At 70.5% G+C, this 22,380-nt stretch carries 22 protein-coding genes and 1 tRNA gene; 21 read left to right on the top strand and 2 right to left on the bottom strand.

The window, feature by feature from the left end; all coding sequences use genetic code 11:
• The 4 genes from ABD287_RS11810 to ABD287_RS11795 form a co-directional block, all read left to right on the top strand.
• On the top strand, positions 1–1,523 hold a 1,523-nt coding region (locus tag ABD287_RS11810; protein WP_344172187.1), incomplete at its 5' end, for a hypothetical protein.
• A gap of 47 nt (positions 1,524–1,570) precedes the next feature.
• On the top strand, positions 1,571–2,173 hold the full coding sequence (locus tag ABD287_RS11805) for an MFS transporter (protein WP_344172185.1): 603 nt from the start codon (positions 1,571–1,573) through the stop codon (positions 2,171–2,173).
• A 275-nt stretch (positions 2,174–2,448) separates the two neighbouring features.
• A complete protein-coding gene (locus ABD287_RS11800) occupies positions 2,449–2,883 on the top strand; it encodes a DUF4383 domain-containing protein (RefSeq protein WP_344172184.1) in 435 nt (144 codons plus the stop codon).
• 79 nt (positions 2,884–2,962) lie between these two features.
• Entirely contained in the window at positions 2,963–3,475 is a 513-nt protein-coding gene (locus tag ABD287_RS11795; RefSeq protein WP_344172182.1) for a hypothetical protein, read from the top strand.
• Between the two features lie 15 nt (positions 3,476–3,490).
• Here the strand turns inward: ABD287_RS11795 and ABD287_RS11790 are convergent, their stop codons facing one another.
• A complete protein-coding gene (locus tag ABD287_RS11790) occupies positions 3,491–4,252 on the bottom strand; it encodes a TetR family transcriptional regulator (RefSeq protein WP_425565606.1) in 762 nt (253 codons plus the stop codon).
• Positions 4,253–4,335: 83 nt separating this feature from the next.
• On the opposite strand from ABD287_RS11790, the gene ABD287_RS11785 reads away from it, so the two are divergent.
• The 7 genes from ABD287_RS11785 (at position 4,336) to ABD287_RS11755 (ending at position 12,332) form a co-directional block, all read left to right on the top strand.
• Positions 4,336–4,407, top strand: a tRNA-Gln gene (locus ABD287_RS11785).
• Positions 4,408–4,536: 129 nt separating this feature from the next.
• Positions 4,537–6,006 (top strand): bifunctional UDP-N-acetylglucosamine diphosphorylase/glucosamine-1-phosphate N-acetyltransferase GlmU, encoded by a 1,470-nt coding sequence (glmU, locus tag ABD287_RS11780; protein WP_344172180.1) that lies wholly within the window; start codon positions 4,537–4,539, stop codon positions 6,004–6,006.
• A gap of 106 nt (positions 6,007–6,112) precedes the next feature.
• Positions 6,113–7,093, top strand: a complete 981-nt coding sequence (locus ABD287_RS11775) for a ribose-phosphate diphosphokinase (RefSeq protein ID WP_344172178.1) — start codon at positions 6,113–6,115, stop codon at positions 7,091–7,093.
• Between the two features lie 191 nt (positions 7,094–7,284).
• Positions 7,285–7,890, top strand: a complete 606-nt coding sequence (locus ABD287_RS11770; protein WP_344172176.1) for a 50S ribosomal protein L25/general stress protein Ctc — start codon at positions 7,285–7,287, stop codon at positions 7,888–7,890.
• A gap of 56 nt (positions 7,891–7,946) precedes the next feature.
• Positions 7,947–8,567 (top strand): aminoacyl-tRNA hydrolase, encoded by a 621-nt coding sequence (gene pth, locus ABD287_RS11765; RefSeq protein WP_425565605.1) that lies wholly within the window; start codon positions 7,947–7,949, stop codon positions 8,565–8,567.
• A 57-nt stretch (positions 8,568–8,624) separates the two neighbouring features.
• The gene (locus ABD287_RS11760; protein WP_344172172.1) at positions 8,625–10,274 is read left to right on the top strand and encodes a sugar transferase; all 1,650 of its coding nucleotides are present in this window, start codon (positions 8,625–8,627) and stop codon (positions 10,272–10,274) included.
• 141 nt (positions 10,275–10,415) lie between these two features.
• Positions 10,416–12,332: a CocE/NonD family hydrolase gene (locus ABD287_RS11755; protein ID WP_344172170.1), complete on the top strand. Its 1,917-nt coding sequence runs from the start codon at positions 10,416–10,418 to the stop codon at positions 12,330–12,332.
• A 9-nt stretch (positions 12,333–12,341) separates the two neighbouring features.
• Here the strand turns inward: ABD287_RS11755 and galE are convergent, their stop codons facing one another.
• Positions 12,342–13,310 (bottom strand): UDP-glucose 4-epimerase GalE, encoded by a 969-nt coding sequence (gene galE / locus ABD287_RS11750; protein ID WP_344172168.1) that lies wholly within the window; start codon positions 13,308–13,310, stop codon positions 12,342–12,344.
• Positions 13,311–13,399: 89 nt separating this feature from the next.
• On the opposite strand from galE, the gene trpS reads away from it, so the two are divergent.
• The 10 genes from trpS (at position 13,400) to ABD287_RS11700 (ending at position 22,358) form a co-directional block, all read left to right on the top strand.
• Positions 13,400–14,461, top strand: coding sequence for a tryptophan--tRNA ligase (trpS, locus tag ABD287_RS11745; RefSeq protein WP_344172166.1), 1,062 nt, complete (start codon positions 13,400–13,402; stop codon positions 14,459–14,461).
• 3 nt (positions 14,462–14,464) lie between these two features.
• Positions 14,465–14,980: a 2'-5' RNA ligase family protein gene (locus ABD287_RS11740; RefSeq protein ID WP_344172164.1), complete on the top strand. Its 516-nt coding sequence runs from the start codon at positions 14,465–14,467 to the stop codon at positions 14,978–14,980.
• A complete protein-coding gene (locus tag ABD287_RS11735; RefSeq protein WP_344172162.1) occupies positions 14,977–15,864 on the top strand; it encodes a YhjD/YihY/BrkB family envelope integrity protein in 888 nt (295 codons plus the stop codon). Before ABD287_RS11740 ends, ABD287_RS11735 begins: the two co-directional genes overlap by 4 nt.
• A gap of 91 nt (positions 15,865–15,955) precedes the next feature.
• Positions 15,956–16,369, top strand: a complete 414-nt coding sequence (locus ABD287_RS11730) for a hypothetical protein (RefSeq protein WP_344172215.1) — start codon at positions 15,956–15,958, stop codon at positions 16,367–16,369.
• A gap of 45 nt (positions 16,370–16,414) precedes the next feature.
• On the top strand, positions 16,415–16,564 hold the full coding sequence (locus ABD287_RS11725) for a hypothetical protein (protein WP_344172219.1): 150 nt from the start codon (positions 16,415–16,417) through the stop codon (positions 16,562–16,564).
• Positions 16,565–16,584: 20 nt separating this feature from the next.
• Positions 16,585–16,932 (top strand): hypothetical protein, encoded by a 348-nt coding sequence (locus ABD287_RS11720; RefSeq protein ID WP_344172213.1) that lies wholly within the window; start codon positions 16,585–16,587, stop codon positions 16,930–16,932.
• A gap of 224 nt (positions 16,933–17,156) precedes the next feature.
• A complete protein-coding gene (locus tag ABD287_RS11715; RefSeq protein WP_344172160.1) occupies positions 17,157–18,239 on the top strand; it encodes a BMP family lipoprotein in 1,083 nt (360 codons plus the stop codon).
• A gap of 29 nt (positions 18,240–18,268) precedes the next feature.
• Entirely contained in the window at positions 18,269–19,789 is a 1,521-nt protein-coding gene (locus ABD287_RS11710; RefSeq protein WP_344172158.1) for an ABC transporter ATP-binding protein, read from the top strand.
• On the top strand, positions 19,786–21,114 hold the full coding sequence (locus tag ABD287_RS11705; protein WP_425565604.1) for an ABC transporter permease: 1,329 nt from the start codon (positions 19,786–19,788) through the stop codon (positions 21,112–21,114). Before ABD287_RS11710 ends, ABD287_RS11705 begins: the two co-directional genes overlap by 4 nt.
• Positions 21,108–22,358 carry an ABC transporter permease gene (locus ABD287_RS11700; RefSeq protein WP_344172156.1) on the top strand — a complete coding sequence of 417 codons (1,251 nt, stop codon included), beginning with the start codon at positions 21,108–21,110 and terminating at the stop codon, positions 22,356–22,358. The genes ABD287_RS11705 and ABD287_RS11700 overlap by 7 nt, the downstream gene beginning before the upstream one ends.
• The last annotated feature ends 22 nt before the right edge of the window (positions 22,359–22,380 follow it).

Below are 22,380 nucleotides of genomic sequence, written 5' to 3'. Positions count from 1 at the left end.
CATATCGCACAGCCGATCAACACGACACACGAACCAGCCGTTATCACCCAAACCAGCGAAGTGGAATCCACCCGGACCCTGAACTCAGAAGCTCAGTAATTCCCATTGTCGTCTTGTTCGTCGTTGCCGCCCGCAGCGGCCACCTGAGTAGCGCGGGCGCGGTGACAGCGAGCTACTTGGGCCGGTATGCGGGGCTGCTGGCGACCGCGGCGGTCGTCGGTTTCATGCTCCTACGCGCGCGGGAGCATGAGGCGGATTTGCGTGCGGGCACTTTGACACCGTCTAGAGCCGACCCTCCACCCGCGCCAAGGTGGTGGCGTCGGGTCTTCAACAGCCATCCCACGCCCGTCGAGCGCGCCCGGATTCTGCGCACGCCTGAACTGTTCTCGATTCCCCGGCCGGTGGACGCGTTTGGGGTGTCGATGCTGCTGGGCTCCACCTGGATCGCGGTCCAGTTTGCCGTTCAGGATCCGATCGGCGCCGCCCTCACCGGCTCCTACGGGGGTCTGGTCGCGGCCGCGTTCTCTGGTGTGTTGCTGACCGGTACTGTAGGAATGAGCCTGCGTCGGCAGGCGAGCACCGGGGCTCGCTGGCCGGTGGGCAGGCGCGCGACCTACGCTCTGGCGTTGGTCGTCGGCGCGGTGCTCGGGCAAACAACTACCGTGGCGATCACAGCGACCGGAGGCTGGTTCGGCCCTTACGACGGGCCGCTGCCGTTGCTGGTGCCGCTGCCGGTTCTATTGGGCTCATGTGGCCTGGCCTGGTTGGTGGCTAGGGCCACCGCCAGAGCGGAGGCCACATCTGGGGCGGTGCGGTTGGCGACTACCGCCACTCACCTCGCCGTATTCAGTCTCGCACTGTTGATCGGCCAGGAGATGCAGATGTACGTCCATAACGGAGCGACCCTCTGGGGCGCGATCCTCGTCGAAGCGACGGTACAAGCAAAGCCTGCGAGCATCGCGCTAGCGATGGTGGCAATCGCCGTCGCGGCGGCGGCGGTGAGAGGCTCGGGTTCGCTTCCCACCCGCCTGCGCAAAGCTTTTCTGCCGGCGCTAGCGGCAGCGGTCGCTTCGGCTGCCGTGGTCTTCATCCGCGCGGAGGTGCCGAATGCCACCGACCAGGACTGGATCGCGCAGGTCCGCATGGACTTCTGGCTGGCCGCCGTCGCCGGCGCAGCCGCAGCGACGGCTACCTTGGCCGTGCCCGGCCGGAAGGCCAGCCGCGCGTTGGTAACCGGCCCAGCGACCGCCGTCCTCGCCTCAGTCGCGCTATTTGCCTTACGCGCGCAGCTGCAACCGAGTTTCTCGTCCCCCGGCGCGGCTCTGCTGCAGTACCTCACCGGCGCCTTGTCCATCCTGTGCCTGGCGATCCTGGCAGCCAGCGCTATCGCGCTACTGACATCCGCCAGATCGTCCCGATGGCCGAACCTGCGATACCGCGGAGTCGTAGTAGGCGCCAGCCTGATCGCCAGCGGACTCAGCGTTCTACTGCTACGCACAAACATTCCATTGATTGTGGTCTGACCTGACGCGCCCCTTGTGGGTTACAGCCGGCAGGTGACCACGACGCGGTGTCGTACCTGGCGTCGGCGGTGCTGCTGAGCCGGATCTCCGCCACTCGGCAGGGCCGGCCCGTGCCGTCGGATGGCGGGTTCCTTCGCCGGATCGGCGAGGGCCTGCGGTATGGCCGGACGCATCCTGTGCTGAGCCCCTGCATGATCGCGGCAACCATGGCCAACTTCGCCAACGGAGCGATCATCGCTTCGTTAGGGCCGTTCGTCATCCGCCAGCTCGGGCTGGCGTCGGGTGTATTCGGCGTCGTCTTCGCGATCGAGGGAGCCGGGGCGCTGCTGGGCGCGCTGGCGGCCAGTAGGTTCGCCGCCCGGTGGGGCGGAGCGCGGGCGGTTGTTCGGGGCCGGCGTCGCGGTATTGGCGGTCATCACGCGCAGCCACCGTCAGATGGTGTCGCCACCCGAGCTGCTCGGCCGCGTTATGGCATCGGTGCGGTTCATCTCCTGGACGGCCATTCCGATCGGATCAATGACCGCCGGCGCGGCGGCACAGGTCTGGCAGCCCGGCGCGGGACTCCTCACTGCCTGTATCGGCGCCGCAGCAACGCTGGCGGTGCTCCTGACCTCGCGCGTACGGCGGTTGCGCGACCTCAAGGACGATGAGACGCCGGCGGCCTCCGGCGCCTCATCCCCAAGCCGGAAACCAGCGTCGGAGTAGACCGCGTCCAGCGAGGTCGGCGCGCCGCTGGCTGAGCAACTGCCCGACGTCTGAGCGGCGAAGCCGAGTCAACCCGAATCGTCGGAATTGCCGCTCAGCTCCGCGCCACGGACGCCGAACGGGACGGATGTGCGACGCCAGCCCCGGTTGGGGCTGGCGTCGCCCCGGTCCGCCGGTACGTCAGAATTGGCCCACACCCCCGAGGCGTTGGAGTTCGAGAATGTCGTCGCATGACCCTGTCGTAAACCACCCCCTGCGTCCGCTGTACCGGGCGCTCGCGCTGGCCACCGGCGCGTTCCTGGTGCTCTTCGGCGCGCTGGGCCTTATCGAGACCGCCGGCGCCGCGCTGTTCGCGAGGGCGTCCGCGCACGCTCTCGGCCTGCAGGTCAACCTCGCCTCGGCGATTGTCTCCCTCGCGCTCGGCGCGGTGGTCCTCGCGGTCACCCTCATCGGCCGGAATCTGGACCACAAGGTCAACCAGTGGCTGGGGTACGGGCTCTTCGCGGTCACCTCGGTGATGCTCGCGCTCATCCAGACTGACGGCAACGTGTTGAACTTCGGAATCGGCAACGTCATCGTGCTCTACAGCCTGGGTCTGGTGCTTCTGGGCGCTGGTCTGTACAGCCGGGTCGCTCCCACTGCCGCCCGCGCATGAAGCGCCTCTGACCAGCGGGTTTACACCCGACTTCCGCGGGGACTCTCTGAGTGACACCCACCGCGGGAGGGAGGCGCTCATGAGTGCCAGACCGGTACATCATCTGGTGGCGGCAAAACTTATGCGGACCCTGGTCGGGCTCGGCGGGGCCTACCTGCTGGGCTACGGGATCATCGGGATCGCCGTCTGCTGGGGTGATCCGTTCGACAGCCGCGCCGACGTGCAGGCCATGGGTCTACGCGTGAATCTCGGCTTGGCGGTCGCTGCGACCGTCCTGGGCCTGGCGGTATTGGCCAGCGTCATCCGGGGGCCGGTGGATTACCGACTCCGGCTCATTCTGGGCGGCGTTCTCATCGTTGTCACCGTGGCCATGCTCGCGGTCATGCAGACACCGTTGAACGTCCTAGCCTTTGACATCACGACCGCCGTGATGACATCGCTGGTGGGTTTGGCGTTGTTGACGTCAGCCATGTACGACCGTGACGAAGCGCAGACGAACCAGCGCAGCGTCGGGCAGTTCCGGGGCCACCAGTCGCGCTTTCCCGCCGCCAAGATGCAGCCGAGGCCCGGTCAGGATCACCGCTTCGCCTGACCGGTCCGGCGCCGCTCAGCCTGACTGGCGGGTGTGCAGCGTGGTCGGTTTGGCTTCCAGGTGGCTGAGGCCGTTCCACGCCAGGTTGACCAGGTGCGCCGCGACGGCCTCCTTGCGCGGCCGCCGGACCTCCAGCCACCAGCGGCCGACCAGCGCGACCATCCCGACCAGGGCCTGCGAGTACAACTCGGCGAGTTTCGGGTCGTATCCCCGGGCTTTGAACTCGGCGCCGAGGATGTGCTCGGCCTGGTGGGCCACGTCGTTCATGACGCTGGAGAAGTTCCCGGACGAGCCCATGACCGGGGACTCGCGCACGAGCACCTGGAAGCCGTCGGTCTCCTGCTCGATGTAGTCCAGCAGCGCCAACGCCGCCTGCTCGACCAGCCGGCGAGGGTGCCCGCCGGTGAGCGCGGTGGTGATCCGGTCCAGCAGGGCCCGCACCTCACGGTCGACGACGACCGCGTACAGGCCCTCCTTCCCGCCGAAGTGCTCATAGATGACCGGCTTGGAGACCTGTGCCCGGGCGGCGACCTCCTCGATGGAGGTGGCGTCGAAGCCACGTTCGGCGAAGAGCTGACGGCCGATGGCGATGAGCTGTTCCCGCCGCTGCGCCGCGGACATCCGGACCCGTGATTCGCCCTTCTTCGTGGGCTTCCTGACGGCACGCGGGGCGCGTGCGGCAGACCGGCCGGCTGGCGTCGCCGCCCGTTTGGCCGCCGGGACCGGCGGCGGGGAGGCCCGGTGGTCCGGCTCGTCGGTCGGGGCGGAATCGGTCACGGCCCACATCCTGCCAGGCGCCCCGCCAGCCGGGCCACGGTCGTCGTCGGCGAGGCGGAGGCGTTAGGCTGAGCAAGCCCCGATCGGCCGTGGTGTAATTGGCAACACCCGGGTCTTTGGTACCCGTATTTCAGGTTCGAACCCTGGCGGCCGAGCTTTCCCCCGAGTCGAGCTCCTGCGGACCGCGTGTCCGGTGTGAGTTGAGCGTCGCTCGTCCAGCCCGACCGCCCCCGAGCAGAGGCGCGCGCTGTTGTCGCGACGAGCGCGGCCGCCGAGGTGATCGCATGTCCCAGCACGTCCCCCGCACGGTGATCGTCCTGGCCGCTGGGCAGGGCAAGCGGATGAAGTCAGACCTTCCGAAGGTGCTGCACCCGCTGCTCGGGCGCACGCTGGTCGGGCATGTGCTGGCAGCCGCTGCCGCGCTCGACGCCGACCGCACCGCGGTGGTCGTCGGTCACGGCGCCGAGCAGGTGACCGGCCACCTCCGGGACATCGCCCCGGCGGCGATCCCGGTGCGGCAGGTCGAGCAGAACGGCACCGGGCACGCGGTGCGGATCGCGTTGGAGTCGCTGCCGCCGTTGGCCGGCACCGTCGTCGTCCTCAACGGGGACGTTCCGCTGCTGCGCCCGGAGACCGTCGCCGGGCTGGTCCGTGAGCACGAGGCGGCCGGCGCCGCCGCGACGGTCCTCACCGCCGAGGTCGCCGACCCGACCGGCCTCGGCCGGGTCATCCGTGGCGCGGGCGGGGCGTTCGAGCGCATCGTCGAGGATCGCGATGCCACCGACGCACAGCGCGGCGTCCGGGAGATCAACGCCGGCATCTACGCGTTCGACGCCCTCCGGCTCACCGCCACCCTGGCCAAGCTCTCCAGCGACAACGACCAGGGCGAGGAGTACCTCACCGATGTGTTGGGCCTGCTCGTGGGCGCAGACGAGCCGGTCGCCGCGCATGTCGCGCACGATCCGCAGGAGACCCTCGGCTGCAACGACCGGGCCGAGCTGGCGAGCCTCCGCCGGCTGCTGCGCGACCGGGTGAACACCGCCTGGATGCGCTCCGGGGTCACCCTTCTGGACCCGGCGACCACCTGGATCGACGTCAGCGTCACCCTGGGCCGCGACTCCGTCGTCGAGGCCAACTCCCAGCTCTACGGCGACACGCACCTGGCGCCCGGGGCCACGGTCGGGCCGGATGTCACCCTGGTCGACACGACAGTCGGCGCCGGGGCGACGGTGGTGCGGGCGCACGCGGTCGGCGCCCGGATCGGCGAGCAGGTGTCGGTGGGCCCGTACGCGTACCTGCGTCCGGGTTCGACCTTGGGCCGCAAGGCCAAAATCGGCACGTTCGTGGAGACGAAGAACTCCGAGCTGGGCGAGGGCGCCAAGGTGCCGCACCTGTCGTACGTCGGCGACGCCACCATCGGCGAGCAGACGAACATTGGCGCCGCGACGGTCTTCGTCAACTACGACGGCGTCGTCAAGAACCGCACCGTCATCGGCCGGCACGCCCGTACCGGCGCGGACAACATGTTCGTCGCGCCCGTTGAGGTCGGTGACGGCGCGTACACGGCGGCAGGTTCGGTGATCACCCAGGACGTGCCGCCGGGGGCGCTCGGCGTCGCTCGCGGTCACCAGCGCAACATCGACGGTTGGGTGCAGCGTCGACGTGCGGGGACGCCTGCCGCCGAGGCCGCCGCGCGAGCCGGCGCGACGCCGTCCGTCGCGCCGGAGGACGGGGGCCGGGCAGCCGCGCAGTGACGGTTGCCACACTGGTGAACCGCACGGTCGGTGAGTGCCGTGCGGGAGGCAGACTGCGGTGCGCGCCGGGCGTAGCCGGTTCGCTCGAAGGGGGTTGGACAGGCCGATGGGCAGTATCGTCGCGGAGAACCGGAAGAGCCTCATGCTCTTCTCAGGTCGGGCGTACCCGGAGCTGGCGCGGGAGATCGGCGAGGTGCTCGGCGTCGCGCCGACACCCACCGACGCGTACGAGTTCGCTAACGGGGAAATCTTCGTGCGCTACCAGGAGTCGGTGCGTGGCTCGGACGCGTTCGTGGTCCAGTCGATCACCCATGGGGTGAACACCTGGCTCATGGAAACCATGATCATGGTCGACGCGCTCAAGCGCGGCTCGGCGAAGCGGATCACGGTTGTCCTGCCGTTCTACCCGTACGCGCGTCAGGACAAGAAGCACCGCGGCCGGGAGCCGATTTCGGCGCGTCTTGTCGCCGACCTGCTCAAGACCGCCGGCGCGAACCGCATCCTGACGGTCGACTTGCACACCGCGCAGATCCAGGGTTTCTTCGACGGCCCGGTCGACCACCTTTTCGCCATGGAAACCCTCGCCTCGTACGTCGAAGGCAAGTACGCCGGCCGGCAGTTGACGGTCGTCGCCCCGGACTCCGGCCGAGTCCGGGTGGCCGAGCGCTGGACGGACCGCCTCGGCGGCTGCCCGATGGCGTTCATCCACAAGACCAGGGACCCGCTCAAGCCGAACCAGGTCGTGGCGAACCGGGTCGTCGGCGATGTCGAGGGCCGGGTCTGTCTCATCGTCGATGACATGATCGACACCGGCGGGACCATCACGAAAGCCGCTGACATCCTGTTCGAGTCCGGCGTCGAGGACGTCATCATCGCCGCCACCCACGCCATCCACTCGGACCCGGCCACCGAGCGGCTGAAGAACAGCCGTGTCAGCGAGATTATCGTCACGAACACCCTGCCGCTGCCGTCGGAGAAGCGGTTGGACAAGCTCACCGTGTTGTCGATCTCGCCGTTGCTCGCGCGAGCCATCCGCGAGGTCTTCGACGACGGATCGGTGACGACCCTCTTCGGCGGCCTCAGCTAGCCGGGGTTGCTCACCTGCCCCGACAGGCCGTCGGGTAGGCTGGGCAGGTTGCCACGGCGAGGGCGCCCGGCGCTCACCGGCGCCGATGGGCGCCGTGATCGACGCGGTGCTCGGGCTGGAGTCCCGTTGCGCCCCTCGTGCCGGCACCGCCGCTGACTCACGCAGCCCGTTCAAGCATCAGGAGTACTCCCGTGTCCGAGGTAAAGATCAGCGCCGAGCTTCGTACAGAGTTCGGCAAGGGTGGCGCCCGTCGTACCCGCCGGGCCGGCAAGGTTCCGGCCGTGCTGTACGGCCACGGTGAGAAGCCCAAGCACATCTCGCTGCCGGCGCGCGAGTTCGCCGCCGCGATCCGTAACGGTGGCCTGACCCAGGTCCTCGACGTCGCGATCGCGGGGGACACCAACGTCCTGGCCCTGCCCAAGGCGATCCAGCGCGACCCGATCCGTGACTCGTTCGACCACGTCGACCTCATCATCGTCAAGCGTGGCGAGCAGGTCACCATCGACGTCCCGATCCAGTTGGTCGGCACTGCCGCCAGCGGCACCCTGGTCGTCAGCGAGCAGCAGACGGTCTCGGTCACGGCCGAGGCGCTGCACGTCCCCGACCACCTTGAGGTCTCCATCGAGGGCCGCGAGGCCGGCGTCCAGATCCTCGCCGGTGAGCTGACCCTGCCGACCGGCGTCGAGCTGGTCGGTGACGGCGAGCAGGTCATCGCCATCGTCACGGCCGCGCAGACAGCCGCTCAGATGGAGGGCGGCGCCACCGAGGCCGAGGCCGCGGAGACCACCGAGGCCTGATCGGCCCGCAAGCCTGACGAGGGCAGATCCCCACCTGGGGGTCTGCCCTCGCTGCGATGGAGGAGCAGAGCGTGTCCGAGGATGTCGAGGCGAGCGCGCCGTGGCTCGTGGTCGGGTTGGGCAACCCGGGGGCCGAGTACGCCGCCCACCGGCACAACGTGGGCTTCGTGGTCGTCGAGCTGTTGGCGCAGCGGCTGCGCGCCAGGCTGTCCCGGAACCGGCGGGCGGTCGCCGACGTGGCCGAGGGCAGGCTCGGTGTGGGCGTTGACGCCCCGCGGATGGTCCTGGCGAAGCCGCTGACGTACATGAACCTCTCCGGCGGTCCGGTGGCCGCGTTGGCCAGGCTCTACCGGACCCCCGCTGAGCGGGTCATCGCCGTACACGACGAGCTGGATCTGCCGTTCGGTCAGCTGCGGGCGAAGATCGGTGGCGGCGAGGGTGGCCACAATGGTCTGCGCTCGATGTCGAAGTCGCTGGGAAGCAAGGACTACCTGCGGGTCCGGTTCGGGATCGGACGGCCGCCGGGACGACAGGCGCCCGCTGACTATGTTTTGTCTAACTTTTCATCGGTCGAGCGGAAGGAGGTCGATTTCCTCGTGGACCGCGCCGCCGATGTGGTGGAGTCGATCGTGACGCAAGGGCTGGAACGGACCCAGAACGCATTCCACAGCGGCTAAGCCTCCTACCGGGCGCCGTCTCGTCCAGCCGCGACGCGCTGGAGGAGGGCCGAGGGAGTGGACGGTGAGGCCGACAACTGGCTGACCGGCGTCGGGGCGGGAACGATCCCGGCAGACGGGCCCGCTGTGGACGACCGTCCGGCGCCGTCGCCCGCCGCCGACCCGGGGACCGCGCCGGCCCAGGGTCCCGCCGCCGAAGCCCGCAGCGCCCGCCGGTCCCGTCCGCTGGCGCCTCGCCGCGACCAGCCGCGCCCGGCCGAGCCGCGCCGCCCCCGTCGGGTCGCCCCGGCCAGCCGGGACCGCGCCGCCGGCAGTCCCCGCTGGCAGCGGCGGTATGTGGGTTGGCTGCTCATCGTCGACGCGACGATCGGGTTGGTCGCCGGGGCGCTGACCTTCGTCGTCCGGTTCGGTGTGGACATCACCCGGTACCACCGCCCCTACCTGGCGCTGTCGCTGCTGCTGCCGGTGGCGCTGGTGGGCGTGCTGGCCATGGCCCGCGCCTACGAGCCGCGGTTCCTGTACGTGGGCAACGACGAGTACCACCGGGTGATCCGCGCCGGTCTCGGCCTCACCGCCGCCGCCGCCATCGCCTCTTACGCGTTCGGCGTCCAGGTCGCCCGCTCCTACGTGCTGGTGGCGTTGCCGGCCGCCACGTTGATCCTCGTCGGTGGCCGGTATCTCATTCGGCGTCGCCTGCACCGGCTGCGCGCCGCCGGCCGGTGCCTGCGGCGGGTGCTGGTCGTCGGGCATGAGCCGGCGGTCACGGGGCTCACCGTCCAGTTGCGACGGGAGCGCTACCACGGCCTCGATGTCGTCGGCGCCTGCCTGCCCGCGCCGTCGACCGGCGCCGCGGGCCTGCCGCCGGTGTACGGCGCCTTCGACGACGCGGCCGGCGCGGTCCGGCGCGCCGGCGCGGACACGGTCATCGTGCTGTCGTGCCCGGAGCTGGACGGCCATGCCCTGCGCCGGTTGGCGTGGCAGCTCGAGGGCGACGACACCGACCTCATCGTCGCCAGCGCCCTCATCGACGTAGCGGGCGGCCGTACCACGATCCGCCCGGTGGACGGCCTGCCGATGCTGCACGTCGAGCACCCTCGCCTGACCGGTGGCGCCCATGTCGTCAAGGAGTTGGTGGACCGGCTCGGCGCGGCGTTGCTGCTGGTGGCGCTGTCCCCGCTGTTGGTGGGGCTGGCGGCGATGATCCGGCTCGATTCGCCAGGGCCGGCGTTGTTCCGGCAGAGCCGGGTCGGTCGGCATGGCCAACCGTTTCCGATGGTCAAGTTCCGCAGCATGCATGTGGACGCCGAGGCACGGCTGGCGACGTTGCGGCAAGGCAGCGACCAGGACGGCGTTCTGTTCAAGATGCGCGACGACCCCCGGGTCACCCCGGTCGGCCGGTGGCTGCGCCGGTTCTCCCTGGACGAGCTGCCGCAGCTGTTCAACGTCCTGCGTGGGGAGATGTCCCTGGTGGGGCCGCGCCCGCCGTTGCCGGCGGAGGTGGCGGTCTATCCGGAGGACATGCGTCGCCGGCTGGTGGTGAAACCGGGCATGACGGGTTTGTGGCAGGTGTCGGGGCGTTCGGACCTGCCGTGGGAGGAAGCCGTCCGGTTGGACGTGCGTTATGTGGAGAACTGGTCGCTGACCCTCGACCTGGTCATCATGCTGCGGACGGTGAGCGCGGTGCTGCGGGCCTCGGGCGCCTACTGAGCCAGGCCCCGGGCGCCAGCTCGACGACGCCGAACGGTTTGCCCAGGACCGCGGCGCTGTGACGGCGCGAAAGCTCCCGTAGCCAGATGGTTTCGGCTGCCGTCTTCCATATCTATTGAAGTTTGTGAATACTCCTGGGCTATGGCAGTCAACTTCCGGCGCCGCGCCCGATGGTCAGCCCCCGCGCTCCTGCTGTTGCTGGCCGCGTCGCTGCCGGCCACCCCGGCACGCGCCGCCACCGCGACCGCGATCACCCCGCCCCCGCCGGTCAGCGGTCCCCACGTCAAGGGCGACCGCACCGAACCCGTCTACGACTACGCCCGGGCCGTCCGAGAGTCGGTGCGCGTCAACACCACGCTCGACAGTGACCAGGACGGCCGCAAGGACACCATCATGGTGGACATCGTCCGCCCCGCCGAGGCAGCCGCCGCCGGAGTCAAGCTGCCGGTCATCATCAACCCCTCGCCGTACTTCGCCACCGCGGGCCGCGGCGACGACGGAAAAAAGCAGTACGACGGTGGCGGCGCGGTCAGTATGATGCCGCTGTTCTACGACAACTATTTCGTGCCCCGCGGCTACGCGGTCGCGTCCCTGGACCTGGTCGGCACCGCCCGGTCCACCGGCTGCAGCGACGTCGGCGGACCCAACGACCTCGCCTCGGTGACCGCCGTCGTCGACTGGCTCAACGGCCGCAACACCGCCACCCACCGCACGGGCGGGGCGGCGGTCGCCAGCTGGAGCACCGGCAACGTCGGCCTCGTCGGCAAGTCCTACGACGGCACCGTCCCGAACGCCGCCGCCGCCACCGGCATCGACGGGCTCCGCACCATCGTGCCGATCGTCGCCATCTCCTCCTGGTACGACTACACGCGCGCCAGCGGGCTCGTCCACCGCACCAACTACATGGGCTGGCTCGGCGACAACAACACCAACGACAAGAGCAAGTGCGCCCGCGCCCTGGCCGCGCTCAACACCGCCGCCGACGACGCCACCGGCAACTACAACAAGTTCTGGGCCGCGCGGGACAGCGTCAAGGACGCGGCCAAGGTCCGCGCCAGCGTCCTGGTCGTGCACGGACTGGAAGACATGAACGTCATGCCGGTGCAGTTCGGCCGGTGGTGGGACGCGCTCGCCGCGAACGACGTGCCGCGCAAACTGTGGCTCGGCCGGGCCGAGCACACCGACCCGTTCGACTTCCGCCGGGCCCAGTGGGTCGCCACTCTCCACGAGTGGTTCGACCACTGGCTCTCCGGCCTGCCGACCGACATCATGCGCCAACCACAGGCCGACGTCGAACACGAGGTCAACCGCTGGAGCGTCGACCAGACCTGGCCGGTGGCCAAACCGGTCACCGTGGGGATCGGCCCCGGTGTGCTCGGCGCCGCCGGCAGCGGGACGGTGAGCCTCACCGACAAGGCGGTCACCCAGGAATCCCAGATCGTCGCCTCGCCCAGCCAGGCCCAGTCGCACCGGCAGACGTTCCTGTCCGCACCGGTCAGCCGGGACGTCCGGATTAGTGGTTCCCCCACGGTCACTCTGACCATCAGGGCCAACCAACGGCAGGCGGCGCTCTCCGCCCGCCTCGTCGACTACGGCCGGGCCGACCGGTACGCCGGCAACAACCAGATCTCCGGGGCCGAGGAGTGCTACGGCGACAAGACGGCCACCGACGACGGCTGCTACCGCCCCCGCGCCACCAGCACCAGAGCGAGCGACTACGGCGTCATCGGTCGCGGCTGGCTCAGCGCTGAGCACCGCGTCGGACTCACCTCGCCGAGCCCGCTCACCCCGGGGCAGTGGACCGAGGTCACCATTCCGCTCATGGCCACCGACGCGGTCGTGCGTTCCGGGCGCCGCCTCGGGCTGGTGCTCGCATCCACGGACAATATCGTCCGGAACGGGCGCGCCAGCGGCGTGAAGATCGACATTGATCTGAGTCGGTCCCGGCTCAACCTGCCGACGAACGAGGCCGCCGTCATCACACCGTCGCGCACCGCCGTACCGAACACCAGCCTGCCAGGCTGGGCGCCTGGCGTCGGACCGCGACTGCTGCCCTGACCGGTCCGCTCAGCGCTGGAGGAAGGCCCAGGCGTCGTCGATCATCTCCGTGATGGTCGGCTTCGCCTGGGCCCAGCCCAACTCCTGACGGGCCCGTGCCGACGAGGCCACCAGCTCCGCCGGGTCGCCCTCACGTCGCGGCGCCATCCGTACCGGCACCGGGCGTCCGGTGACCTGTCGGACCGCGGCGACGACCTCCAGGTTGCTGAAGCCGTTGCCGTTGCCCAGGTTGTAGACCCGGTGTTCCTTCGGGGTGGCCGCGGCCAGGGCCAGCAGGTGGGCCCGGGCCAGATCCTCGACGTGGATGTAGTCGCGGACACAGGTGCCGTCCGTCGTCGGGTAGTCGTCGCCGAAGATGTCGAGGGTTTCCCGCTCACCGGCCGCCACCTGCAACGCGATCGGAATGAGGTGGGTCTCCGGATCGTGGCGCTCGCCCACGAACGTTCCGTCGGGCCGCCGGAGCGCGCCCACCACATTGAAGTAACGCAGGGACACCGCCGCCAAGCCGTAGGCGGCGACCTCCGAGGTGATGGCATGGTCGATGGCCAGCTTCGTGGCGCCGTACGTGTTCGTCGGCGCGGTGATGGCAGCCTCGGTCAACGGCAGCTCGGACGGGTTGCCGTAGACGGCGGCCGTGGAGGAGAAGACCAGCCGGGGCGTCCTGGCGGCCCGGACCGCGTCGAGGAGCGCCAGCGACCCCACGACGTTGGCGTCCCAGTACAGCTCCGGACGGACCATCGACTCGCCCGCGGCGATGAGGCCGGCGAGATGCAGCACGCCGTCGAAGCCGGCGTCCGGAGTGAGCACGGAGGCGACCTCGGCCAGCGGGACCTGCGCGAGCCTCGCCCCGGCCGGGACGGCGTCGGCATGGCCGGTCCGCAGGTCGTCCAGGACGACGACCTCGTGGCCGGCGTCGAGCAGCAGGTGGCTGACGACGCTGCCGATGTAGCCGGCGCCTCCAGTGACGAGCAGCTTCATGATCTTCCCCTTTCGCTACCGAAGCGACCCTACTGAAGGCGGGCCAACCAGGCGATCCGCCGGTCCGGCGTGGCTGACAAGATGGCGGGATGTCCGTACCCGATGATCGTCCGACCCAGCCGGTCGCCCAGCCCGCTGAGGCCAGGCGTCCGCGTCTGCTCTCCGGCATCCAGCCCACCGCTGACTCGTTCCACCTCGGGAACTACCTAGGGGCGGTGCGGCACTGGGTCGCCATGCAGGAGGACCACGAGGCCTTCTACTGCGTCGTCGACCTGCACGCGATCACCGTCGCCCAGGACCCGGCGGTGTTGCGCGAGCGGACCCGACGGGCAGCCGCCCAGCTGCTGGCATTGGGCATCGACCCGTCGCGCAGCGCCCTGTTCGTGCAGTCGCACGTTCCCGAGCACGCGCAGTTGGCGTGGGTGCTGAACTGCATCACCGGGTTCGGCGAGGCCAGCCGGATGACCCAGTTCAAGGACAAGTCGCTCAAGCAGGGCGCGGATCGCGCCAGCGTCGGGCTGTTCACGTATCCGGTCCTGCAAGCCGCGGACATTCTGCTCTACCAGACCGACGTGGTGCCCGTAGGCGAGGACCAGCGGCAGCACCTGGAGCTGACCCGGGACCTGGCTGGCCGGTTCAACACCAGCTTCGGCCCGACGCTGCGGGTGCCGGCGCCGCACATCGTCAAGGACACCGCCAAGATCCTCGATCTTCAGGATCCGACGGCGAAGATGTCGAAGTCGGCGCAGTCGCCGGCGGGCCTGGTGGAGCTGATGGAGGAGCCGAACCGGGCGGCGAAGAAGTTCCGTTCCGCGGTCACCGACACCGGCCGGGAGATTGTTTTCGACCCGGAGCACAAGCCGGGCGTCTCGAACCTGCTCACCATTCACGCCGCCTTGTCGGGCCGGAGCGTTGACGACCTGGTCGCCGCATTTGACGGCAAGGGCTACGGCGATCTCAAGAAGGACCTGGCCGCCGTCTTCGTCGAGTTCGCCAGTCCGATCCAGGAGCGCGTCCGTCAGTACCTGGACGACCCGGCCCAGCTCGACAAGATCCTGGGCGAGGGCGCCGTCAAGGCCCGGGCTGTCGCCTCGGCGACGCTCGCGGCGGTGTACGACCGGATCGGCTTCCTCCCCCCGCGGAGCAGCTGACCGGTGCGGCGAAGTTACGGCGTGGCGTTCGACATCCCGGAGCCGTGGGCTTCGGTGTTGACCGACGCCCGGATGGTCACCGGCGATCCGGTGGCCACCCAGGCCCCGGCGCACGTCACCCTGCTGCCGCCCACCGAACTGCCCGGGGGACGCCAGCGTGAGCTGGAGGAACATCTGATCTCGGTCGCGGGGCGGTTCGCGCCGTACCGGATGCGCCTGGCCGGCACCGGGACCTTCCGCCCGGCCAGCGAGGTCGTCTACGTCGCCGTCGACACCGGATTCGCGCGGACACGGGCTCTCGCCGCGGCCCTGGCCGAACTGCCCGATCTCCCCCCGAGCCCGTTCGGGTGCCACCCTCACGTCACCGTCGCCCACAACGTTCCGACCGCCGAGCTGGACGGCATCGCCGCCAGGTTGTCCGGCTTCACCGCCGAGTTCGTCGTCGACGGTTTCGCCCTCTGCTCCCACGGCGGCGACCAGCGGTGGACCAGGCACGGGGCCTACCGGTTGGCCGGGTGACGGCCGGGGAGCGTTGGCGGACGGGCGTGCGCCGGGCCCGCCGACGCTGGCCGATCCTCGACCACACGCTGCGTGCTGAGGTCAGGTACTCCGAGGTCCTCGGCGGGCGGCTCGCCGCGGCCATCGCCTACTACGGTTTCTTCGCCTGCTTCGCGCTCGCCCTGCTGGCGTACTCACTGCTCGGCTTCCTGCTCGAGTACGACCGCGAGGTCTTCGCCGCCGTGGAGAGCTTCCTACGGCAGAACCTGCCCTGGCTGGAGCCTTCGGCGATCGCCGGCACCCGCGGGCGCAGCGGGGTGCTCGGTCTGGTCGGGCTGATGCTTACCGGCATCGGCTGGATCGAGGCGATCCGTTCGTCGCAGCGGCTCATCCACGGCGTCACCCAGCAGCCGGGCCACCCGGTGCTGCGCTGGTTGACCGACCTGCTCATCCTCGTGGCGTTGCTGTTGCTCATCGGCTCGTCGTTGACGGTCATCTATGCCCTCGAATGGGCGATCGAGGCGGTCGTCGGCGGGCCGTCCACGTTGCTGTCGGTTGTGGGCTGGGTGTTCGCGGTGGGGCTCAACCTCGTGCTGGCGCTCGCGCTCGTCGGCGGGGTGCCCCGGCTGCGGCTGTCCCGGTGGCGGTTGTGGCCATCGGCCATTTTTGTGGCGGTGGGGATTACGGCGCTGAACACCCTCGGCCAGCTGGTGGTCGGGTACGTGCGCAGCAACCCGGCCTACACCGTGGTCACCGGCGCCGTCGGGCTGTTGCTGTACCTGTACCTGTTCAACCAGCTGCTGCTGTTCGGGGCGGCGCTGGCGGCCACGGCACGTTCCGGCCGGGTTCACGACCTCGCCGGCGGCGACCCTGAGCATGTGACGCCGCCGTCAGCTGGACGCTGATCGTCCGCGGAGCTGTCAACCTGCCGGGTCCGTCGGGTGCGGTTCGGCCAAATACCTGCCGGCGGGCCGGGGCGCCGGCATGCTGACCGTTGTGGGGGCTTTGGTGACGGTTGAGCTGGCGCAGGACGCGCCCGAGCGCGACCTGCCGTGGATCATCACGTTCGGCCCGCTGGACGACGACGGTTCCTGGGACCCGGTCGTCTGCGGCCCATACGAGCGGCCGCACGCCCTGGCGCTCGCCCAGGATGTGGTGGCCGACGACCAGCTCATCGCGGTGGTCGAGCCGCTGCTGCCGAAGGTCTCGGTGGACGAGATCCGCGGCGAGATCGACGCGGCGCGGCGCCTGGGCGCAGCCGAGGCGGACGACTACCTCGACGACCCGTTCGACGACGATGACGAGGACATCGACGCCGTCCACAGCCTGGACGAGGGTCACGGCGCCCCGCCGCCGTCGGCGGCTGACGTCCGGGCCGGGTTCGCCCGCATCTTCGCCCGCCTCGGCTGACAGGTCACCCGGCTGACCTGCGGCGGACGCTGGCATACTCGGCCCGTGGCGCTCTCCCGTGGCTGGTCCGGCCCCGGCTCGCCCACCTCATCCCTGTGGGTGCACGCGTTGCTCATCGTCGCCTCGCTCGCCGTCGGCTCGACCGTCGGCGGGCTGGGCGTGCGCGGGTGGCGGGTATCCCGTACCGGCAAGTGATCGGAGAGTCCGTGGACGCCCTGGAACTGTTGCGCCTGGTCATGCGTTACGCCCACCTCGTCGGCTTCGCCCTGCTGCTCGGCGGCGCGATCGCCCAGTACCTCACCGGCCGGCTGCGGATCAACTCCGCGATGTTGTGGGGGGCGATCGTTCAGCTGGTCACCGGCCTGGTGTTGGCGGCGCCGCTGCGGGGCGGCGGGGACGATGAGCCGGCTCCGGCGAAGCTGGCCGTCAAGCTGGTCCTGGCCGCGGCGATCTTCGCGATGGTGTTCTTCTCCCGCCGCCGGGACCAGGTCAGTCAGGGCCACTTCCTGGCCACAGTGGCCCTGACCCTGGTCAACGCCGCGGTAGCGACCTTCTGGCGCTGACCCCCCGCCCCCAACCGGGGCTGACCCGCCCCCACCCGGGGCTGACCCGTGGCGGCCTGAGAGCAGGACGCTGAGGCGGCAGCAATCGGCGGCTTGAGCCGCTACGCTCGGGTAGCTTCTGCGCATGCGTGGATCAGCTGGTGGTGTGGTCGTGGCTGTCGCCCGGCGACGCCCACAGTGGTGCTCTCCACACAGGCGCTCTGGCCCGGAGGAAGGAGCACGCCGTGCGTCGTAGGACCGCTGAACGTTCCCTGGCCGCCCTGCTCGTCGGCGGCGTGGCGCTGACCGGCGCCGGTTGTGGCGAGGCCCCGGACGACAAGGGCGTCGCCGACTCCGGCGACAGGTACACCGCGTGCATGGTCACCGACATCGGCGGCATCGACGACCGCTCGTTCAACAGTTCCGCTTGGAAGGGTCTGCAGGCGGCCGCCGCCGATCGCCCGTCGGTCGAGCCCCGGTACGTGGCTTCCAACGCCGAGTCCGCCTACGAGCCGAACCTCACCGGGTTCGTGAACCAGGACTGCTCCTTCATCCTGGCTGTCGGCGGGCTCATGACCGATGCCACCCAGAAGGTCGCCGCCGCGAACTCGGCCCGGCAGTTCGGCATCGTCGACGCCAAGGTGGCGGCCACGAACGTGTACCCCATGCAGTTCGACACGGCGCAGGCGGCGTTCCTGGCCGGATACCTGGCGGCCGGGCACACCACCTCCGGCAAGGTCGCCACCTACGGCGGTCTCAAGATCCCGCCGGTGACGATCTTCATGGACGGCTTCGCCGACGGCGTCGCCCACTTCAACAAGGTCAAGGGCAAGGCCGTGCAGGTGCTGGGCTGGAACAAGGCCACCCAGAACGGAGCGTTCACGAACGACTTCGTCAAGCAGGACGCCGGCAAGAAGGTCTCCGACACCCTCGTCGCCCAGGGGGCCGATGTGATCATGCCGGTAGCCGGCGGCGCCGGCCTCGGCACCGCCGCAGCCGCGCAGCAGAGCGCCGGCAGGTACGCCGTGATCTGGGTGGACATCGACGGCTGCGAGAGCGCGCAGCAGTACTGCGCCACGTTCCTCACCACCGTCGTGAAGAACATCCCGGACGCAGTCAAGAACGCAGTCCTCGCGGACGCCCGGGGCGACAACCTCGCCAGCTCCACCGGCTACGTTGGCTCGCTGGCCAACAACGGGGTGTCGCTGGCCCCGTACCACGAGTTCGAGGGCAAGGTGCCGGCTGAGCTGAAGGCCGAAATCGACCAGCTCAGGAAGGACATCATCGAAGGCAGGATCCAGGTCGTCTCGGCGGCGCAGCCCCAGTAGCCGGAGCGGTCGGACCGGGAGCGCGAGCGGTGCGACTTGAGCTGCGGGGCATCACCAAACGTTTCGGCGACGTGGTGGCCAACGACCGGATCGACCTCACCGTCGAGCCCGGGGAGATCCACGCCCTGCTGGGCGAGAACGGCGCCGGCAAGTCGACGCTCATGAACGTCCTGTACGGGCTGACCCAGCCGGACGAGGGCGAGATCGTCGTTGACGGCCGTCCGCGGCGAATCCGGGGCCCCCGGGACGCCATCGCGGCCGGGATCGGCATGGTCCACCAGCATTTCATGCTGGTCCCGGTGTTCACCGTCGCCGAGAACGTCCTCCTCGGCGACGAGCGGGTGCGCCGCTTCGGCGGGGTGCTGGACAAGCGGCGGGCCCATCGCGAGGTGGCCGAGGTCTCGGCCCGTTACGGGCTGGACCTCGACCCGGACGCCGTCGTCGAAGACCTGCCGGTGGGCGTCCAACAGCGGGTGGAGATCGTCAAGGCGCTGATCCGGGATGTGCGACTGCTCATCCTCGACGAGCCCACGGCGGTCCTCACCCCGCAGGAGACCGACGACCTGCTCTCGGTCCTGCGGTCGCTGCGCGACGCCGGCACGTCGGTCGTGTTCATTACCCACAAGCTGCGCGAGGTGACCGCCGTCGCCGACCGGATCACCGTGATCCGGCGGGGCCGGACGGTCGGAACAGCGGCGCCGACGGCCGCCGAGGCGGAGCTGGCCGCGCTCATGGTCGGTCGGAGCGTGGCGCTGACGGCGACCAAGGCGCCGGCCGAGCCCGGAGTCCCGGTGCTGGAGCTGTCCCGCCTGTCCGTGACGGACGACCGGGGCCATCGGGCCGTCGACGGCGTCGACCTGACGGTGCGTGCCGGCGAGGTGCTGGGCGTGGCGGGGGTACAGGGCAACGGGCAGACCGAGCTGGTGGAGGCGGTTTTGGGGTTGCGCCGGCTGGCCGGTGGGCAGATCCGGCTCAACGGGGCGTCGACGGTCGGCTGGTCGACCCGCCGGGTGCTGGCGGCCGGGGTCGGCTACGTCCCGGAGGACCGCAGCGTGGATGGCCTCATCAGGGAGTTCACCGTCGCCGAGAACCTCGTCCTGGACCAGTACCACCGGCCCCCGTTCGCGGCTGGTCTGGCGCTACGCCCGGCGGAGATCGCGGCGGCGGCCCGGCGGCTGGTCGGCCAGTTCGACATCCGGGCTGCCAGCCTCGACGCCCCGGTGGGCGCGTTGTCCGGCGGCAACCAACAGAAGGTGATCATGGCGCGGGAGCTGTCGCGGCCGTTGACGTTGCTGGTGGCGGCGCAACCGACCCGGGGCGTGGACGTCGGATCGGTCGAGTTCCTGCACCGACGGATCATCGAGGAGCGCGACCGTGGCGCCGGGGTGCTGCTGGTCTCCAGCGAGCTTGACGAGGTGGTGGCGCTCGCCGACCGGATCGCCGTCATGTACCGGGGCCGGGTGGCGGCCGTGGTCGGCCCGCAGACCCCGCGCGAGAGCCTCGGCCTCCTCATGGCCGGCGCCGCCGCCGAGCCGGAGGCGCGGCGGTGAGCGCCAGCCCGGACAAGAGCCCGTCGTCAGCCGCCGGCCTGGCCGCGCACGAACGCGTCGAGGCTGCCACCGGCCCACCGGACCGGGACCCGGGCCGGCACGCCGACCAGACCTTCGCCCGCCGGTTCCTGGAGCACGTCTGGTCGACCAATCCGGTCACCGTCACGGCGCTGGCGGTGCTGCTCGCCGCGCTCATCGGCGCGGTCCTCATCGTGGTGTCCGATCCTGCGACGGTGGCCGCGTTCGGGTACTTCCTCGACCGTCCCGGCGACGCGCTCGGCCGCAGCGCCGCGCTGGTCGGCGAGGCGTACGGAAACCTCCTCAAGGGCGCCCTGGTCGACCCGGCGACGCTGGACCGTTGGTTGTCCGGCGACGCCGACTGGCGTCAGGTGCTGTACCCGATCTCCGAGACGTTGACCTACACGACCCCGTTGGTGTTCACCGGGCTGGCGGTGGCGGTGGCCTTCCGGGCCGGGCTGTTCAACATCGGCGCCCAGGGCCAGGCGACCATGGGCGTCATCGCCGCGGCGTTGGCCGGCTTCTGGCTGCCGCTGCCGGTCGGCCTGCACCTGCTCGTCGCGGTCCTCGCGGGGGCCGCCGGCGGAGCGGTGTGGGGGTTCCTGCCCGGCATCCTCAAGGCGCGTGCCGGCGCCCACGAGGTCATCACCACGATCATGTTGAACTATGTGGCGTTCTCGTTTCTGACCTGGATCGTGCATCAGCCCGGCGTCCAGGACCCGGGACGCACCGACTTCATCAGCCGGCCGGTGGACGCGTCGGCGCAACTCCCGCGCCTGTTCGGCGAGCCGCTGCGGGTGGACGCGGGCGTCGTGCTGGCGGTGGCGGTCACGGCCGGCGTCGCCTGGTTGCTGAGCCGCTCGACCGTCGGGTTCGAGCTGCGGGCTGTCGGCGCCAACCCGGATGCCGCCCGCGCCGCCGGGATCAGCGTCGCCGGGACGTTCGTCCTGGCGATGACGCTCTCCGGGGCGCTCGCAGGTCTCGGCGGCGGGCAGGCGGTCCTCGGGGCCACCGCCAGCGCGTTGACCCCGTCCGTGGTGGCGCAGATCGGCTTCGACGGCATCCTGGTGGCGCTGCTGGGCCGGGTGCGACCGTGGGGGGTGGCCCTGGCCGCGCTGTTGTTCGGGGCATTGCGGGCCGGCGGGAACACCATGCAGTCGGCGGCCGGCGTCTCGCTGGAGCTGGTCACCGTCCTCCAGGCGCTCATCGTCGTCTTCATCGCCGCGCCGGCGCTGGTGAAAGCCCTGTTCCGGCTCCGCGCCGCCGGCCCGGGCGGGGCGCCCACCGGTCTCGCGAAGGGATGGTGATCGCGGTGGGCGGGCGCTGGGGTCGGGAACGGATCGTCGGGGCGACGCTGCTCGTCGTCGGCCTGTTGGCGGCGTGGCGCTTCGGCGCCTGGGCTGCCGCCGTTCCGGTCCGGTTCACCCTCGGCGAGGACGGCTCAGGGCCGGCGCTGAGTGTACCCGGCGACGTCGGCGCGGTGGTGTTCGGGGCGCTCGCGGCCGTCGCGGGGGCCGCCCTGCTGGCCGGTCGTTGGCGACGGTGGTTCGCCTTGCTGGCCGGCGCCGGCGCGTTCGCGGTGGTGGTGTCGCTGCTGTGTTGGCAGATATCCAACGCCCCGCAGGGCCAGAGCTTCATGCCGCTGGCGAACACCGCCCGTGGCACGTTCCTGCTGGCGCTGCCGCTGGTGTTCGGGGCGCTGGCGGGGGTTCTGTGTGAACGCTCCGGTGTGGTGAACGTGGCCATCGAGGGCCAACTGCTCATGGGAGCTTTCGGCGGGGCGCTGTTCGGCACGCTGACGGGCAGTCCCTGGCTGGGGTTGGCGGCGGGGGCCGGGTGTGGGGCGCTCGTGTCGGCGCTGCTGGCAGTCTTCGCCATCCGCTACCTGGTGGACCAGGTGGTGCTCGGGATCGTGCTCAATCTCCTGGCCATCGGCCTCACCGGGTTCCTCTACGAGAGCCTCATGCAGCGGAATCAGGCCGCGTACAACGAGCCGCCCAAGTTCGCCGAGTGGACTCTGGGCCCGCTCGCCGAGCTGCCGGTCGTCGGCCCGTCGCTTTTCAGCGGGACGATTTTCCTCTACCTGGCGATCGCACTGGTGGTCATCCTCCAACTGGCCCTGTTCCGAACCAGATGGGGGCTGCGGACCCGGGCGGTCGGCGAGCACCCCACGGCCGCCGACACCCTCGGCGTGCGGGTGCGCTGGCTGCGTTACCGCAACGTGCTGCTCGCCGGCCTGGTGGCCGGCGCCGGCGGCGCGTCGTACACGTTGGTCAGCTACTCGTTCACCAAGAACATGATCGGCGGCAAAGGCTTCATCGCGCTGGCAGCGCTGATCTTCGGTCGGTGGTCGCCGACCGGGGCCCTGCTGGCGGCGCTGTTCTTCGGGTTCGCCGACCAGCTCCAGACCTACCTCGGCGCCATCGACAGCGGCATCCCCAGCGAGTTCCTCCAGATGCTGCCGTACCTGGCGACGATCCTGGCCGTCGCGGGCCTGGCGGGGAAGGTCCGCGCGCCGGCGGCTGACGGCAAGCCGTACGTCACGGCCTGAACCGGCGCGACGGTCCCGGGCG

The organism is Pilimelia columellifera subsp. columellifera, assembly GCF_039532605.1.
GTDB lineage: Bacteria > Actinomycetota > Actinomycetes > Mycobacteriales > Micromonosporaceae > Pilimelia > Pilimelia columellifera.
Note: the sequence above shows the minus strand (reverse complement) of the source record. Positions and strands in the feature narration are given on the sequence as shown.